General features: G+C 69.5%; 16 protein-coding genes. 11 read left to right on the forward strand and 5 right to left on the reverse strand.

Going from position 1 to position 14,872, the window contains the following annotated elements; translation table 11 throughout:
* Positions 1–24 precede the first annotated feature (24 nt).
* Entirely contained in the window at positions 25–660 is a 636-nt protein-coding gene (locus tag KTR66_RS21160; RefSeq protein ID WP_213616165.1) for an invasion associated locus B family protein, read from the reverse strand.
* 132 nt (positions 661–792) lie between these two features.
* Here KTR66_RS21160 and dapD point away from each other — a divergent pair, with 132 nt between their 5' ends.
* The 4 genes from dapD to KTR66_RS21180 all read left to right on the forward strand — a co-directional run bounded on the left by dapD (position 793) and on the right by KTR66_RS21180 (position 3,977).
* The gene (dapD, locus tag KTR66_RS21165) at positions 793–1,617 is read left to right on the forward strand and encodes a 2,3,4,5-tetrahydropyridine-2,6-dicarboxylate N-succinyltransferase (RefSeq protein WP_213616167.1); all 825 of its coding nucleotides are present in this window, start codon (positions 793–795) and stop codon (positions 1,615–1,617) included.
* 221 nt (positions 1,618–1,838) lie between these two features.
* Positions 1,839–2,195, forward strand: a complete 357-nt coding sequence (locus KTR66_RS21170; protein WP_213616169.1) for a hypothetical protein — start codon at positions 1,839–1,841, stop codon at positions 2,193–2,195.
* Between the two features lie 67 nt (positions 2,196–2,262).
* On the forward strand, positions 2,263–3,411 hold the full coding sequence (gene dapE / locus KTR66_RS21175) for a succinyl-diaminopimelate desuccinylase (protein ID WP_213616171.1): 1,149 nt from the start codon (positions 2,263–2,265) through the stop codon (positions 3,409–3,411).
* Positions 3,399–3,977, forward strand: coding sequence for a hypothetical protein (locus KTR66_RS21180; protein WP_213616173.1), 579 nt, complete (start codon positions 3,399–3,401; stop codon positions 3,975–3,977). The genes dapE and KTR66_RS21180 overlap by 13 nt, the downstream gene beginning before the upstream one ends.
* Here the strand turns inward: KTR66_RS21180 and truA are convergent, their stop codons facing one another.
* The 3 genes from truA to def all read right to left on the reverse strand — a co-directional run bounded on the left by truA (position 3,978) and on the right by def (position 6,272).
* Positions 3,978–4,739: a tRNA pseudouridine(38-40) synthase TruA gene (gene truA, locus KTR66_RS21185; protein ID WP_213616175.1), complete on the reverse strand. Its 762-nt coding sequence runs from the start codon at positions 4,737–4,739 to the stop codon at positions 3,978–3,980.
* Between the two features lie 62 nt (positions 4,740–4,801).
* On the reverse strand, positions 4,802–5,728 hold the full coding sequence (fmt, locus tag KTR66_RS21190; RefSeq protein WP_249732326.1) for a methionyl-tRNA formyltransferase: 927 nt from the start codon (positions 5,726–5,728) through the stop codon (positions 4,802–4,804).
* 7 nt (positions 5,729–5,735) lie between these two features.
* Entirely contained in the window at positions 5,736–6,272 is a 537-nt protein-coding gene (gene def / locus KTR66_RS21195) for a peptide deformylase (protein WP_213616177.1), read from the reverse strand.
* 137 nt (positions 6,273–6,409) lie between these two features.
* Here def and KTR66_RS21200 point away from each other — a divergent pair, with 137 nt between their 5' ends.
* From KTR66_RS21200 to KTR66_RS21210, 3 genes are all read left to right on the forward strand, one after another.
* Positions 6,410–6,874: an Hsp20 family protein gene (locus tag KTR66_RS21200; protein WP_213616179.1), complete on the forward strand. Its 465-nt coding sequence runs from the start codon at positions 6,410–6,412 to the stop codon at positions 6,872–6,874.
* Between the two features lie 52 nt (positions 6,875–6,926).
* A complete protein-coding gene (locus KTR66_RS21205) occupies positions 6,927–8,498 on the forward strand; it encodes an ABC transporter substrate-binding protein (RefSeq protein WP_213616181.1) in 1,572 nt (523 codons plus the stop codon).
* A gap of 79 nt (positions 8,499–8,577) precedes the next feature.
* Positions 8,578–9,540 carry a prolyl oligopeptidase family serine peptidase gene (locus tag KTR66_RS21210; RefSeq protein WP_213616183.1) on the forward strand — a complete coding sequence of 321 codons (963 nt, stop codon included), beginning with the start codon at positions 8,578–8,580 and terminating at the stop codon, positions 9,538–9,540.
* On the opposite strand, the gene gcl is transcribed toward KTR66_RS21210, so the two are convergent.
* Positions 9,541–11,322, reverse strand: a complete 1,782-nt coding sequence (gene gcl, locus KTR66_RS21215; protein WP_213616185.1) for a glyoxylate carboligase — start codon at positions 11,320–11,322, stop codon at positions 9,541–9,543.
* A 179-nt stretch (positions 11,323–11,501) separates the two neighbouring features.
* On the opposite strand from gcl, the gene bhcR reads away from it, so the two are divergent.
* The 4 genes from bhcR to KTR66_RS21235 all read left to right on the forward strand — a co-directional run bounded on the left by bhcR (position 11,502) and on the right by KTR66_RS21235 (position 14,870).
* Entirely contained in the window at positions 11,502–12,344 is an 843-nt protein-coding gene (bhcR, locus tag KTR66_RS21220) for an HTH-type transcriptional regulator BhcR (protein WP_213616187.1), read from the forward strand.
* 111 nt (positions 12,345–12,455) lie between these two features.
* Entirely contained in the window at positions 12,456–13,235 is a 780-nt protein-coding gene (locus tag KTR66_RS21225; RefSeq protein WP_249732321.1) for an ABC transporter ATP-binding protein, read from the forward strand.
* Positions 13,216–13,929: an ABC transporter ATP-binding protein gene (locus tag KTR66_RS21230; RefSeq protein WP_213616189.1), complete on the forward strand. Its 714-nt coding sequence runs from the start codon at positions 13,216–13,218 to the stop codon at positions 13,927–13,929. Before KTR66_RS21225 ends, KTR66_RS21230 begins: the two co-directional genes overlap by 20 nt.
* A 68-nt stretch (positions 13,930–13,997) precedes the next feature.
* Positions 13,998–14,870: a branched-chain amino acid ABC transporter permease gene (locus tag KTR66_RS21235; RefSeq protein WP_213616191.1), complete on the forward strand. Its 873-nt coding sequence runs from the start codon at positions 13,998–14,000 to the stop codon at positions 14,868–14,870.
* The last annotated feature ends 2 nt before the right edge of the window (positions 14,871–14,872 follow it).

The following is a 14,872-nucleotide window of genomic DNA, read 5'->3' on the forward strand; positions in this document are numbered from 1 at the left end:
CGCGTGCCGCGCGTCAATGCGGCCTCAGCCGCCCGTCTCACGCGCCAAGGCATCCATGGCCTGGCCGAAGCCGCGGAAGCTGAACAGGATCTGCACATCGCGCCCCGCGCTATCGCGGAAATCCAGCCGGCCCTGGCCCTCGCCGCGCGCGCGCAGCCGCGCGACCACGGCCGGCGCCATGGCTTCCGTTTCGCCGAAGCAGCCACCGCGCGAGGCGCTGCACAGGCGGAATGGCATGTTGATCGCCTCGAGCGGCGTCGCCGCGGGGTCGAGCACCAGGCGCGCGGCCTGATCCACCCGCAGTTCGAGCGGCAATTGCACCAGCATCCGATAGGCATCGGTGCGGCCGATCCGGCCGATGACGACCTGGGCCAGCGTCTGGCCGCGCTGGTCGGTCATGGCGATCGCCGTCTCGCAGACGCGGAGCACGGGCTGGCCCTGCGGGCGCTGGGTTTCGCAGCGCATGAGCCAATCGCCGAAATTGGCCTGGGTGCGGTCCGGCAGGTCGGCCGCGGGTGCGGGGGCAGGCGTCGGGGCAGGGGCCGGTGCTGGTGCCGGCGCGGGCGCCGGGGCCTGGGGCCGTTGCTGCGCGATGGCCGCGCCGGACAGGCCGATTGCGCAGGCCAGGGCGGGAAGGGCGGTCCAGGGAAGCGATGCCATGCTGAGTTGTCCTGTGGCGAGCCTTCCCGCGTGTAGCAGCCCCCCGCCGCGCCTCGGAAGGGCCGGGCGAGATTGACACCCCGCCCCCTCGCTGCGAAGCCTCTGCCCGACATCCTGAGGAGGCCGCACGCCATGACCCTGCAAGCCCGCATCGAAGCCCTTTGGGAGAAGCGCGACACGCTCTCCGCCACGACGCAAGGCGCCCCGCGTGAGGATGTGATGGCCGCGCTCGAGATGCTCGACCGTGGCGAGGCCCGCGTGGCCGAGAAGGGGGCCCAGGGCTGGCAGGTGAACCAGTGGCTGAAGCAGGCCGTCCTGCTCTCCTTCCGCCTCAGCGATTCGGCGCCGATGGACACCTCCGCCGGCGCCTATGACAAGGTGCCGCTGAAGTGGGCCGGCTGGGGGCCGAACCGCTGGAAGGAGGCGGGCTTCCGCGCCGTGCCCGGCGCCGTGGCCCGACACTCGGCCTATATCGCGCCCAACGTGGTGCTGATGCCGAGCTTCGTGAATCTCGGCGCCCATGTCGGCGCCAACACCATGGTGGACACCTGGGCCACCGTCGGCTCCTGCGCGCAGATCGGCAAGAACGTGCATCTCTCGGGCGGTGTCGGCATCGGCGGCGTGCTGGAGCCGCTGCAGGCGAACCCCGTCATCATCGAGGATGACTGCTTCATCGGCGCGCGCTCCGAGGTGGTGGAGGGCGTGATCGTCGAGCAGGGCTCGGTGCTCTCCATGGGCGTCTTCCTGAGTGCGACGACCAAGATCATCGACCGCGCGACGGGCGAGATCTTCGTGGGCCGCGTGCCGGCCTATTCCGTCGTGGTGCCCGGCAGCCTGCCCGGCAAGGCGCTGCCCGATGGTTCGCCCGGCCCCTCGCTCTATTGCGCCGTGATCGTGAAGCGCGTGGACGCGCAGACACGCGCCAAGACCAGCATCAACGACCTGCTGCGTGACTGACGGCGACGCCGCTCTCGCGCCGCTTCGGACCTTTGGCTGGCGGCGGCCGCGCAAGCCCGGTTCGGTGCCATGCCCGGCGGCCATGACCGGCGGGGCTGGGCTGTCTGGGGGCGGCACCCTGACAATCGGCGGCGCGGATCGGCGCGGTCCGCTCAACCTATTGGCGCGCGGCATGACGTTTGGACAAGTTCGAAGCATCGGAAACAGGAGACCTTGTGACGATGCGACGCCTTCTCCTTGCGGCCTTCGGCCTCGCGCTGCTTCCCGCCATGGCGCAGGCGCGCAACTGCGCCGAAGTGCTGGCGCTCGGCGTTCCGCTCCAGGAAGCCGTGGCCGGTGGTTCCTCGAGCTCCCAGACCTTCGTCTGGCGGGTCACGGCCCGGAACCTCACGCCGACCCGGCAGATGATGCAAATCTGGGTCATCGGCATCCCCAACCTTGGCAACCCGGTGAATGCGGCCACCCGGCACCATCTTCCGCCCTTCGGCCAGATGATGATCACCCTGGGCCAGACCAGCGGCGCCCAACCGACCGTGGACCAGATGCGGGCGGCGATCCGGACCACCTGCGAGGGCTGAGGCGCGGTGCAACGGTGCCGATCCGCTGCCGCTCCGCGGCGGTGACGAATCCGGCGGAGCGGCCGCAGTGACCAACGCTGCGACCGACCCCATCCCGCTCGCCCAAGCGCTGATCCGCTGCCGAAGCGTGACACCGGCGGATGACGGCGCGCTGGATGTGATGGAGGCAGCCCTTCGGCCGCTCGGCTTCACCTGCACGCGGCTGCGCTATGGACCTGAAGGGGGGGAGGTGGACAACCTCTTCGCCCGCCGCGGCACGGAGGGCCCGCATCTCTGCTACGCCGGCCACACCGATGTGGTGCCGCCGGGCGACGAGGCCGCCTGGGCCGACAGCCCCTTCGCCGCCGTGATCCGCGACGGCACGCTCTATGGCCGCGGCGCCTGCGACATGAAGGGAGGCATCGCCGCCTTCGTCGCCGGCCTGACCGACTACCTCAGCGCCAACCCGCACCACCCCGGCTCCATTTCGCTGCTCATCACCGGCGATGAGGAAGGCCCCTCGGTGGATGGCACGCGACGCGTGCTGGAATGGATGGCCGAGAACGGCCACACGCCCGACATGTGCGTGGTGGGCGAGCCGACCTCCCAGCGGGTGCTGGGCGACACGATCAAGATCGGCCGGCGCGGCAGCATGAATGCCTGGATCACCGTGCGCGGGAAGCAGGGCCACAGCGCCTATCCGCAGAAGGCCGACAACCCGGTGCACCGGCTGACGCGCGTGCTGCATGCGCTGACCAGCACGCCGCTCGATGCGGGCAGCGACTGGTTCGAGGCCTCCACTCTCCAGGTCACCGGCCTTCAGGTGGACAACAGCGCGACCAACGTGATCCCGGCCGAGGCGCGCGCCTTCCTCAACATCCGCTTCAACGACAAGCATAACTCGGCCGCGCTCACCGAGCATCTGCGCGCCATCCTGGCCGAGCACGCGCCCGATCACGAGATGCGCGTGCAGGTCTCGGGCGAGAGCTTCGTGACGCAGCCCGGCCCCTTCGTCGAGGCGCTGAGCCGCGCGGTGGAGCGCAGCACCGGCGTCACGCCCAAGCTCGACACCGGCGGCGGCACCTCCGATGCGCGCTTCATCACGCATTACTGCCCGGTGGCCGAACTCGGTGCGGTCGGCGCCACCCTGCACCAGCGCGACGAATGCGCCCCGGTGGAGGAGTTGCGCGCCCTGGCCGGCGTCTACCGCGCCGTGATCGAGGAGTGCCTCCGCTGAGCACGCCCGGCATCGTCAACGGCCTCGCCTCGGCCTGGCTTTTCGCGCGGGGCCGGGCGGAGGGGCTGCTGCTCATCTCGCCGGGGATGGAGGCCGCACGCCATTCCTTTGTGGCGGCACTGGTCTGCCTGCCGCTCTTCGTCGCTCTCCGCCTCACCGCCTGGTGGATGCAATCGCCGCCGCCGGCCGGTGTGGCCATTGCCCTGGCGGGGGAACTGGTGGGCTACACGCTGGGCTGGGTCGCCTTTGCGCTCGCCTCGCGCATGCTGGCCGAGCAGGCGAAGCGCACCGAGCAATGGCCGCAATTCATTGCCGCCTGGAACTGGACCAACATCGTCCAGTATCTGCTGATGGTGCTGCTCCTGGTGCCGCCGGCGCTCGGCCTGCCCTCCTGGGTCGGCAATGCGCTGGGCCTGGCCGCCGTCGGCTATGCCATGTGGCTCGAATGGTTCGTGGCGCGCACCGCGCTGGCCGTGCCGAGCATGACGGCGGTGATGTTCGTGGTGCTGGACCTCGCACTCGGCCTCTTCATCGGCGGCGTCACGGGCCGGATCTCGGGCACCTGATCAGGCCCAAGCCAGCGGCTGCGGGAAATCCACCCGCAGGAAGGTGAGGCCCTGGGGCGGCGCGGTCTGCCCGCCCGCGCGGCGGTCCCGCCCGTCCAGCACCGCGCGCGGCCAATCCACCGGGCGGCGATGCAGCCCCACCTCATGCAGCGTGCCGACGAGGTTGCGGACCTGGTGGTGCAGGAAGCTGCGTGCGGAGGCGAGGATGTGCACCTCCTCCTCCACGCGGATCACGTCCAGCCGCTCCAGCGTGCGCAGCGGGGATTCCGCCTGGCAGGAGGCGGCGCGATAGGCCGAGAAATCATGCCGGCCGAGAAGCTGCTGTGCCGCCGCGTGCATGGCCTCCGCATCCAGCCTGAGCGGCACATGCCAGACGCGCCCTTCCTCCAGCGCGGGCTTCGCCTGGCGATTGAGGATGCGATAGCGGTAATGGCGCTGGATGGCCGAGAAGCGGGGCGACCAGCCCTCGGCCGCGAAGGCCGCGCCGCGGATGGCGATGCGGTGCGGCCGCGTGTGGAAATCCAGCGCCGCGCGCAGCCGGGCGGGCGGCAGATCGGCACTGACGGCGATCTGCACCACCTGGCCTTCCGCATGCACGCCCGCATCGGTGCGGCCCGAGGCGGTGGCGAGCGGTGCCACCCCGCCGTTCAGGCGCGCGGCGGCCTCCTCGATCACTTCCTGCACGGAGAGGCCGTTGGGCTGCCGCTGCCAGCCGACCAGCCCGGTGCCGTCATATTCGACGAGGAGGGCATAGCTCGGCATCAGCCGAGCTGCCGGCAGGGTTGGTGTGGCGGCTGCCGGCCAGGCAAAGCTCTCGGCATCAATCAGCCGAGCTTGGTGCCTGGGGGAAGGGCGTAGCCCCGCAGCAGCGCATCCGCATCCATCGCGGCGCGGCCGGGGCGTTGCAGGCGCGCGAGGCGCAGCGCGCCCGTGCCGCAGGCCACCACCAGGCCAGGCCCCGGCAGCACGGTCCCGGGCGCGCCCGCGCCCTCGGCCGGTTCGGCGGCCAGCACGCGCAGCACCTCGCCCGCATGCGGGAAATAGGCGCCAGGCCAGGGGTTCATCGCCCGCACCCGGGCATCGAGCGCGGCGGCCGGCTGCGCCCAGTCGAGCAGGCCGTCGGCCTTGCTGAGCTTGGCGGCATAGGTGACGCCTGCCTCGGGCTGCGGCGTCTCGGGCGGCGCTTCGTCCAGCGCGCGCAGGATCAGGCGCGCACCCATCGCGGCCAGCGCGTCGTGCAACTGGGGCGTCGTGCTGCGGGCGTTGAGCGCCACCGCCTCGCGCAGCAGCATGGGGCCGGTGTCCAGCCCCTCTTCCATGCGCATGATGGTGACGCCGCTTTCGGCATCGCCATGCAGGATGGCGGCATGGATGGGCGCCGCCCCACGCCAGCGCGGCAGCAGCGAGGCATGGATGTTCAGGCAGCCACGCCGCGGCGCGTCCAGCATGGCCGGTGGCAGGATCAGCCCATAGGCCGCCACCACCGCTACATCGAGGTCGAGCGCCGCGAAATCCGCATGCGCCGCCGCATCGCGCTTCACCCGCGCCGGCGTGCGGACCTCGAGCCCGAGGGCGAGGGCCGCGCGATGCACGGGGCAGGGGGTCTCCTGCTGGCCGCGCCCGGCGGGCTTGGGCGGCTGGGTATAGACGGCGCGGATGTCATGCCCCGCCGCATGCAGCGCCTGGAGCGCGGGTACCGCGAAATCCGGGCTGCCCATGAAGGCGATGCGGAGCGGCTCGCGCGTCCGCATGGTGGTGTCACCCACCTTCGGCCTCGCGCGCCTTGTTCTTCAGATCCTTGGCCAGCTTGCGCAGCATCATGTTGCGCTTCAGCGCCGAGAGATGATCGACGAAGAGCACGCCGTTCAGGTGGTCCATCTCATGCTGCATGCAGACGCCGAGCAGCCCGTCCGCCTCCATCTCGCGCCGCGTGCCGTCCAGCTCGCGCCAGCGGATCTTGATGCGCTGCGGGCGCTCGACATCGGCATAGAGGCCGGGGAGCGAGAGGCAACCCTCCTCGCGGATGCCGCGCTCCTGGCTTTCGGCGATGATTTCCGGGTTCACCAGCACCATCGGCTCGGGCGTGTCCTTGCCGCCGCAATCCAGCACGAAGAGGCGAAGGTCCGAGCCCACCTGGGGTGCGGCCAGCCCGATGCCGGGGGCGGCATACATCGTGGCCAGCATGCGGGGCGCCAGCGCGCGGACCGCATCGCCATCGCCCTCGCCCACCGGGCGGCACTTCAGGCGGAGCCGCGCATCGGGCACCAGCAGGATGGGGAGTTTTTCGTCGCTCATGATGGGGCTGAGGTAGCGCCTGGCCCCCACCCTGGCAACGGACCTTGCAAGCCGGCCCCACCCGGGCCAAGTCTTGGCGGGCCGGGCGCCGCCACGAAGGGGCGCGCGGCATGTCCTCGCTCCCGGCAGGAGGCTGCATGTCTCGATCCTCGGTGTTCGGTTCGCCGCTGTTTCTCGGCTTCGACCACCTCGAACAGATGCTCGACCGCGTCCAGAAGAACGCCGAGGGCTATCCCCCCTACAATATCGAGCAGACGGGCGAGGCGCGGCTGCGCATCACGCTCGCCGTCGCCGGCTTCTCCATGGATGACCTGGCCATCACGCAGGAGGACAACCAGCTCGTCATCCGCGGCCGCCAGCGGGACGACACGGAGGGGCGCATCTTCATCCATCGCGGCATCGCGGCGCGGCAATTCCAGCGCGCCTTCGTGCTGGCTGAGGGGATCGAGGTGGAAGGCGCCTTCCTGGACAATGGCCTGCTGCACATTGACCTCCAGCGCCCGATGCCCGAGGTGAAGGTCCGCTCCATTCCCATCAGCCGCCAGGGCGCGGGCCCATCCCGCCCTGTGGTGCAGAGCCGCTTCCGGCGCGAGGAGGAGTAGCCGCCCGCATTGCCTGGGTGTTAGCCTTCCGGACAATTCGCGGGAGGTGTTCATGGGCAAGTGGGTGACGGCGGTGCTGGCGGCGGCGATCAGCGTCTCGGCGCAGGCCCAAGGGGTGGCACAGACGCTCGGCGTGGGCTCGGGCGCGCCGGTCACGAGCATTGACCCGCATTTCCACAATGTCGGCCCGAACAACGCGCTGACCATGCATATCTTCGACCGGCTGATCGAGCGCGACGGCAGGGCCCGCCCGCACCCCTCGCTCGCCACCGCCTGGCGCCCCGTCTCGGACACGGTGTGGGAGCTGGAGCTGCGCCAAGGCGTGACCTGGCATGACGGGCGCCCCTTCACCGCGGACGACGTGGTCTTCACCTTCGGCCGCGTGCCGAACGTGCCCAATAGCCCGGGCGGTTTCGGCGGCTTTCTCCGCGCCATCGAGCGCGTCGAGGTGGTGAACCCGCACCTCATCCGGCTGCACACCCGCGCGCCGCACCCGCTCATGCCGCTCGATCTTGCCTCGGTCTCCATCATCGCGCGCCACGCGGCGGAAGGGGCGGCGACGGAGGATTTCAACAGCGGCCGCGCGGCGATCGGCACCGGGCCCTATCGCTTCGTCAGCTTTCGCGCCGGCGACCGCGTGGAGATGACGCGCAACGACGCTTATTTCGGCGGGGCCGAGCCCTGGGCGCGCGTCAGCTACCGCATGCTGCTGAACGATGCCTCCCGCACCGCGGCGCTGCTGGCCGGCGATGTGGACATCATCGAGCAGATCCCGACGAGCGACCTGGCGCGCCTGCGCCGCGATCCGCGCATCACGGTCACCGAGATCCCGAGCCTGCGCACCGTCTACATGGCGCCCGATTTCTCGCGCGACGGCGCGCCGCCCGGGGTGACGGACAATGCCGGCCAGCCGCTCGCCGCCAATCCGTTCAAGGATGCGCGGGTGCGCCGCGCGCTCAGCCTCGCCATCAACCGTGACGCGCTGGTGGAGCGCGTGATGGAGGGGGCCGCGCAATCCACCGCGCAATGGCTGCCGCCCGGCGCCTTCGGCTACAACCCGAATGTCCGGCCCGACGCCTTCGACCCCGATGGCGCGCGCCGCCTGCTGGCCGAGGCGGGCTTCCCTGACGGCTTCCGCCTGACGCTCGCCACGCCGAATGACCGCTGGCCCAATGATGCGCGCCTGGCCCAGGCTGTCGCGCAGATGTGGACGCGCATCGGCGTGCGCACCCAGGTGGAGGCGCTGCCCTGGACCGGCTTCGTGCCGCGCCGGGCGCGCATCGAATTCGGCATGCAGATCGGCGCCTGGGGGAGTTCGACCGGCGAGGCGTCGAACTTCCTGGTCAACATCGTCTCGACGCATGACCGCCAGCGCCTGACGGGTGCGAACAACAACGCCCGCTATTCCAACCCGCGCTTCGACGCCTTCACCGCCGAGGCCTCCGCCACGATGGATGACGAGCGGCGCGAGGCGATGTGGCAGGAGGCGGTGGCCATGTTCGCCGAGGAGCGGCCGGTGATCCAGCTGGTGCAATACCTCAACACCTGGGCCGTGCGGCGCGGCCTGCGGCATGACCCGCGCATGGATGAACGGACCATCGCCATGGGTGTCCGGCCGCAATAGCGATCACGGGGCGTCTGCCGCGCTTTGACTTGGGCCAGCGCGGTGGGCCAGCTTGTCGGGTCAGACCGGGGGTGTCGTCATGCATCATCTGCTCGCTGTCCTTTGTTTCCTGGCTGGCGCCTGGCCGGCGCAGGCGCAAACCGGCTTCGCGCTGATCCAACTGCCCGATCCAGGCGGGGCGCTGATCGAGACGGCTATCTGGTATCCGGGCGCAACCGGCACCGCCGTGCCCACCCGCGTCGGCGCCTTCACCCAGCAACTCGTTCCCGGGGCGCCGCTGCGGGGCAGGGGCTTGCCGCTCATCGTCATCTCCCACGGCAATGGGGGCTACCTCGCGAGCCATGCCGACACCGCCCTGGCCCTGGCCGAGGCTGGCTTCATCGTCGCGGCCCCCACCCACCCCGGCGACAACTACCGTGACCAATCCGGCGCGGCCGATCTGGGCGGGCGCACGCGGCAATTCGCGGCGGTGGTGGCTTACATGGCCGGGCCCTGGAATCCAGGGGCGGTGGCGCCGGAGCGGATCGGCGCCTTCGGGTTCTCCGCCGGCGGCTTTACCGTGCTGGCGGCGGCGGGCGGCATGCCGGATTTCGGCCGCGTGGCGCCGCATTGCGCGGCCCATCCCGATTTCTTTGACTGCCGCCTGATCGGCGCAGCGGCGCAGGCGGCAGCACCGCAGGTCACGCGCTCGGCGGTCCCTCTGCGCGCGCTGGTGGTGGCGGCACCGGCGCTTGGCTTCGCCTTCCTGCCCGGCTCGCTCGATGCGGTGGCGATGCCGGTTCAGCTCTGGCAGGCGGCGGAGGATGAGATCCTGCGCGCGCCCTTCTATGTCGAGCCGGTGCGGGCGGCGCTTCCCCGCCCGCCCGAGTTCCACCGCGTGCAGGGCGCCGGGCATTTCGACTTCCTCGCGCCCTGCAATGCGGAGTTGGCGCGGGTGGCAGCCTTCATCTGTGCCAGCGCACCGGGCTTTGACCGCGCCGCCTTCCACGCCAGGTTCAACGCCGAGGTGGTGCGCTTCCTCACGGAAGCGCTGCGGCCCTGACTACTTGGCCGGCGCCATCTCCCGCGCCGCCGGCGCCACATCCAGCGCGCCGCCGAACTCATTCACATTGTCGAGCTCGGTGCCCATCGGGATATTGGTCACGCGCTCCAGAATGAACTCCAGCACCACCGGCACCTGGTGTTCCTGCATCAGCGCCTTGGCATCGGCGAAGGCCTGCTTGAACTCGTTCGGGCTCTTCACGCGCAGCGCCTTGCAGCCCAGGCCCTCGGCGACGGCGACGTGATCCACGCCATAGCCGGCGAGATTCTCGTCATGCTCCATGTTGATGTTCTCGAAGCTGAGCGAGACCTCGAAATCCATCTCGAAGCCGCGCTGCGCCTGGCGGATGAGGCCGAGATAGGAGTTGTTCACGACGACATGCAGGTAGGGCAGCTTGTGCTGGGCGCCGACGGCCAGCTCCTCGATCAGGAACTGGAAGTCGTAATCGCCCGAGAGCGCCACGATCTCCTTGTCCGGATCGGCGGCGCGCACGCCCAGCGCCGCCGGCAGCGTCCAGCCCAGCGGGCCGGCCTGGCCGCAATTGATCCAGTTGCGCGGGTTGTAGACGCGCAGATGCTGGGCACCCGCGATCTGGCTGAGGCCGATGGTGGTGACGTAGCAGGTGTCCCGCCCGAAGGCCTCGTTCATCTCCTGGTAGACGCGCTGCGGCTTGAGCGGCACCTGGTCGTAATGCGTCTCGCGCAGCATGGAGTGCTTGCGGGCGAGGCATTCGGCGGCCCAGGCGCTGCGGTCGCGCAGCTTGCCCGCCGTCTTCCACTCGATCGCCACCTTCACGAAGAGGTCGAGGGCGGCGAGCGCATCGGAGACGATGCCATAATCGGGTGCGAAGACGCGGCCGATCTGCGTGCCTTCGATGTCCACATGCACGAACTTTTTGCCGGCGGTGTACTTGTCCACGCTGCCGGTGTGGCGGTTCGCCCAGCGGTTGCCGATGCCGAGCACGAAATCGGAGGCCAGCATGTTGGCGTTGCCGTAGCGATGGCTCGTCTGCAGGCCGCACATGCCGGCCATCAGGTCATGATCATCCGGGATGGCGCCCCAGCCCATCAGCGTGGGGATCACGGGGATGCCGGTGATCTCGGCGAATTCCACCAGCTCCTCGCTGGCATCGGCGTTGATGATGCCGCCGCCGGCGACGATCAGCGGGCGCTCCGCCTCGTTCAGCATGGTGAGCGCCTTCTCGATCTGGGCGCGGCTGGCGGCGGGCTTGTAGACGGGCAGCGAGGTGTAGGTCTCGATGTCGAACTCGATCTCGGCCACCTGCACGTCCACGGGAAGGTCAATGAGCACGGGGCCGGGGCGGCCGCTGCGCATCAGGTGGAAGGCCTTCTGGAAGGCCATGGGCACGAGGTAGGGCTCCATCACCGTCACCGCCCACTTGGTCACAGGGCCGGCGATGGCGGCGATGTCCACCGCCTGGAAGTCCTCCTTCTGCAGCTTGGCGCGGGGCGCCTGGCCGGTGACGCAGAGGATCGGGATGCTGTCGGCCTGGGCGGAGTAGAGGCCGGTGATCATGTCGGTCCCGGCGGGGCCGGAGGTGCCGATGCACAGGCCGATATTGCCGTGCTTGGCGCGGGTATAGCCCTCCGCCATGTGCGAGGCGCCTTCGACATGGCGCGCCAGGATGTGGCGGATGGAGCCGCGCTTCTTCATCGCGGAATAGAAGGGATTGATCGCGGCGCCGGGGACGCCGAAGGCGCAGTCCACGCCCTCCTTTTCCAGCACGAGAACCGCTGCATCCACTGCGCGCATCTTGGCCATGAGTTCATCCCCTGCGAGGTCGTTGCGACGGGAAGGAATGACAGGTGCCGCCTTCGCGTGCAATTTTTTCAGAATATTATTTTGCAATGCGGAAAAATAGGACTAACATACTGACTCGGAAGCGATTAAGGTTTTCCACTGCGCTTGGGGTTTTCCAGATGGCGAAAAATATTTCCGCGATGCCTAGGCCCGTGGCCGAAAAGCGCTCCCGCGGGCGGCCCCGTGGCACCTCGCAGGCGAATGAGGCCGCCTCGGTCCAGTCGCTCGATCGCGCCATCGCGCTGATGAAGCTGCTCTCGGCCGGCAATGGCCTCTCGCTGACCGAGATTTCGCAGCAATCGGGCATCGCGGCTTCCACCGCCTATCGCATGCTCACCACGCTGCAGGCGCACGGCATGGTGGAGTTCAACGAGGCCGACCAGCTCTGGTTCATTGGCATCGAGACCTTCCGCATGGGGGCGGGCTTCCTGCGCCGCCGCAAGCTGGCCGAGCAGGGGCGCGCCATCATCCAGGACCTGATGCTGGAATCGGGCGAGACGGCGAATCTCGCCCTCGCCGATGAGGATTGCGTGGTCTTCGTGAGCCAGGTGGAGACGCATGAAGCCATCCGCGCCTTCTTCCGCCCCGGCACGCGCAGCCCGTTGCATGCCTCGGGAATCGGCAAGGCCATCCTCGCCTTCACCGAGGCGCGCCAGCGCGACGCGCTCTTGAAGCGCCTGCCGCTCGAGGTCTTCACGCCCAAGACGCATGCGACGCGCGCGAGCCTGATCGCGGACCTGATCGGCATTCGCGCGCGCGGATTTTCGGTGGATGATGAGGAGCGCAACCTCGGCATGCGCTGCGTGGCGGCCGCCGTGTTCAATGAATTCGGCGAACCGGTGGGCGGCGTCTCCATCTCCGGTCCCACGGTGCGGATGGATGATGCGAAGGTGGCCTCCATGGGCCCGCGCGTGCGCGCGGCGGCGGCGGCGCTGACCGAGGCCATGGGCGGCGTGCTGCCGGCGGCGGCGCGCGCCGCCTGATTTCTCCTTGCGGGCCGCCGCGTTTTCAGGCTGCATTCAGCTTCTGAAAAGAGCCGACCGCGAAGCGGCGGAGGGAGGAAGTGATGCGTCCCACCGGCAGGAGGGCGGCGCTTGGCGCTGCTTGAGGTGCGCGATGTCGTGATGCGCTTCGGCGGCGTCACGGCGGTGGCTGGCGTCTCCTTCGCGGTGGAGGAGCGCCAGATCTGCGGGCTGATCGGCCCCAATGGCGCGGGCAAGACCACGCTCTTCAACATCATCAGCGGGATCTACCGACCGAGCGAAGGCAGCGTCACCTTCGCGGGCACCAGCACCACGGGCATGCCGCGCCACGCCATGGCGCCGCTGGGCCTCGGCCGCACCTTCCAGAACCTGGCGCTGTTCCGAAGCATGTCGGTGCGGGAGAACGTGCTGGCGGGGGCGCATTCGCAGGGCCGCGCAGGCTTCCTGGCCCATGCGCTGCGCCTGCCCGGCGCGCGCGAAGAGGACCGGGTGGCCGCCCGCCGCGCCGACGAATTGCTCGGCCTGCTGGCGCTCGAGAACGTCGCCGATGTGCCGGTGGCGGACCTGCCCTTCGGCACGCAGAAGCGGGTGGAGATGGCGCGCGCGCTGATCTCGCAACCCAAGCTCCTGCTGCTCGATGAACCGGCGGGCGGCCTGAACCATGGCGAGGTGGATGAGCTGGCGCGCCTGCTGGAGCAGGTGCGGGCGAGCTTCGCGCTCGCCATCCTGCTGGTCGAGCATCACATGAACCTCGTCATGCGCGTCTCGGACAAGGTGGTGGCGCTGGATTTCGGCAAGAAGATCGCCGATGGCACGCCGCATGAGGTGCGCACCAGCCCGGAGGTGATCCGCGCTTATCTGGGTGATGGGCATGACGCGCATGCTGCTTGAGGTGAAGAAGCTGCGGGGCGGCTATGGCCCCATCCAGGTGCTGCATGGCCTGGATTTCGTGGTGCAGGAAGGCAGCGTGACCGCGCTGCTCGGCGCCAATGGCGCGGGCAAGACCACCACGCTGCGCGCCGTCTGCGGCATGATCCGCGTGGAAGGCGACGTGGTGCTGCAAGGCCGCCGCATCACCGGCATGGCGACCGAGGACATCGCGCGGCTGGGTGTCGCGCATGTGCCCGATGGGCGCGGCACCTTCATGGAACTCACCGTGGAGGAGAATTTCCGCCTCGGCGCCTATACGCGGCGTGATGCTGAGGTGCAGGCGGATTTCGAGCGCATGTGGGAGTGGTTCCCGCGCCTCAGGCAGCGCTGGAAGCAGCAGGCCGGCACGCTTTCGGGCGGCGAGCAGCAGATGCTCGCCATCGCCCGCGCGCTGCTGATGCGGCCCAAGCTTCTGCTGCTGGACGAGCCCTCTTTTGGCTTGGCACCCCTCATCGTGCAGGAGATCTTCGGCATCATGCGCCGCATCCGCGAGGAGAGCGGCGTGGGCATCCTGCTCGTCGAGCAGAACGCGAATCTCGCGCTCGAACTCGCCGACCGCGCCTATCTGATCGAGACGGGGCACATCGTGACCTCGGGCCCCGCCGCCGAAATCCGGCAGGACGAGGCCATCCGCCGCGCCTATCTGGGATACTGAGCCGTCCGATGACCGAAGCGACGCAGGAGCGAAGGTCTGAATCGGCCGGCAGGAAGAAGGCATAGCTTATGGACGGCTTCGCGCATCAGCTCATCGCCGGCATCGCCACGGGCGGCATCTACGCCTCGGTCGCGCTGGCCCTCGTCATGATCTACCAGGCGACCCATCACGTGAACTTCGCCCAGGGCGAGATGGCGACGCTCTCGACTTTCATCGCGCTCACCATGATCCAGGCCGGGCTGCCCTATTGGGTGGCCTTCTTCGCGACGCTGGTGGTCTCCTTCGTCATCGGTGCGCTGGTCGAGCGCATCCTGATGCGCCCCGTGCAGAATGCGCCGGTGCTGACGCATGTGGGCGTCTTCATCGGCATGCTGCTCATCATCAGCAACGCCACGGGCTGGATCTTCGGCCACACCACCAAGGCCTTCCCGACGCCCTTCCAAAGCGATGGCCTGCTCTTCGGCGGCCTCGTCTCCGCACATGAGCTGGGCAGCACGGCGGTCACGCTGGCGGTGCTGATCCTGGTGTATCTGTTCTTCGCACACACCTCGCTGGGCCTTGCCATGCGCGCGGCCGCCTACAACCCGCGCTCGGCGCGGCTGGTGGGCATTCGCGTCGGCTGGATGCTGGCGCTGGGCTGGGGCCTGGCGGCAGCCATCGGGTCCGTCGCGGGGATGATGGTCGCTCCCGCCGTCTTTCTCGACCCCAACATGATGCTGGGCATCCTGCTCTATGCCTTCGCCGGCGCGCTTCTGGGCGGCATCGACAACCCATCCGGCGCGGTGATCGGTGGCTTCATGGTGGGCGTGCTGGAGAACCTGGCCGGCGCCTATGTGGTGGGGACGGAACTCAAGCTGACGGTGGCGTTGGTCATCATCATCGGCGTGCTGGTCGTCAGGCCCTCCGGCCTCTTCGGCCGCGTCGTCTTCAGCCGGGTCTGAGC

It is taken from the genome of Roseococcus sp. SDR, from assembly GCF_019083995.1.
In the GTDB taxonomy this organism is placed as follows: domain Bacteria; phylum Pseudomonadota; class Alphaproteobacteria; order Acetobacterales; family Acetobacteraceae; genus Roseococcus.

Bases quoted from the DNA above. Each gene is read 5' to 3' on its own strand.
- KTR66_RS21200 (WP_213616179.1), top strand. From the start codon at position 6,410: ATGTCTCGATCCTCGGTGTTCGGTTCGCCGCTGTTTCTCGGCTTCGAC.
- KTR66_RS21160 (WP_213616165.1), bottom strand. From the start codon at position 660: ATGGCATCGCTTCCCTGGACCGCCCTTCCCGCCCTGGCCTGCGCAATC.
- KTR66_RS21210 (WP_213616183.1), top strand. From the start codon at position 8,578: ATGCATCATCTGCTCGCTGTCCTTTGTTTCCTGGCTGGCGCCTGGCCG.
- fmt (WP_249732326.1), bottom strand. From the start codon at position 5,728: ATGCGGACGCGCGAGCCGCTCCGCATCGCCTTCATGGGCAGCCCGGAT.
- KTR66_RS21170 (WP_213616169.1), top strand. From the start codon at position 1,839: ATGCGACGCCTTCTCCTTGCGGCCTTCGGCCTCGCGCTGCTTCCCGCC.
- gcl (WP_213616185.1), bottom strand. From the start codon at position 11,322: ATGGCCAAGATGCGCGCAGTGGATGCAGCGGTTCTCGTGCTGGAAAAG.
- bhcR (WP_213616187.1), top strand. From the start codon at position 11,502: ATGCCTAGGCCCGTGGCCGAAAAGCGCTCCCGCGGGCGGCCCCGTGGC.
- def (WP_213616177.1), bottom strand. From the start codon at position 6,272: ATGAGCGACGAAAAACTCCCCATCCTGCTGGTGCCCGATGCGCGGCTC.
- dapD (WP_213616167.1), top strand. From the start codon at position 793: ATGACCCTGCAAGCCCGCATCGAAGCCCTTTGGGAGAAGCGCGACACG.
- truA (WP_213616175.1), bottom strand. From the start codon at position 4,739: ATGCCGAGCTATGCCCTCCTCGTCGAATATGACGGCACCGGGCTGGTC.
- KTR66_RS21235 (WP_213616191.1), top strand. From the start codon at position 13,998: ATGGACGGCTTCGCGCATCAGCTCATCGCCGGCATCGCCACGGGCGGC.
- KTR66_RS21205 (WP_213616181.1), top strand. From the start codon at position 6,927: ATGGGCAAGTGGGTGACGGCGGTGCTGGCGGCGGCGATCAGCGTCTCG.
- KTR66_RS21230 (WP_213616189.1), top strand. From the start codon at position 13,216: ATGACGCGCATGCTGCTTGAGGTGAAGAAGCTGCGGGGCGGCTATGGC.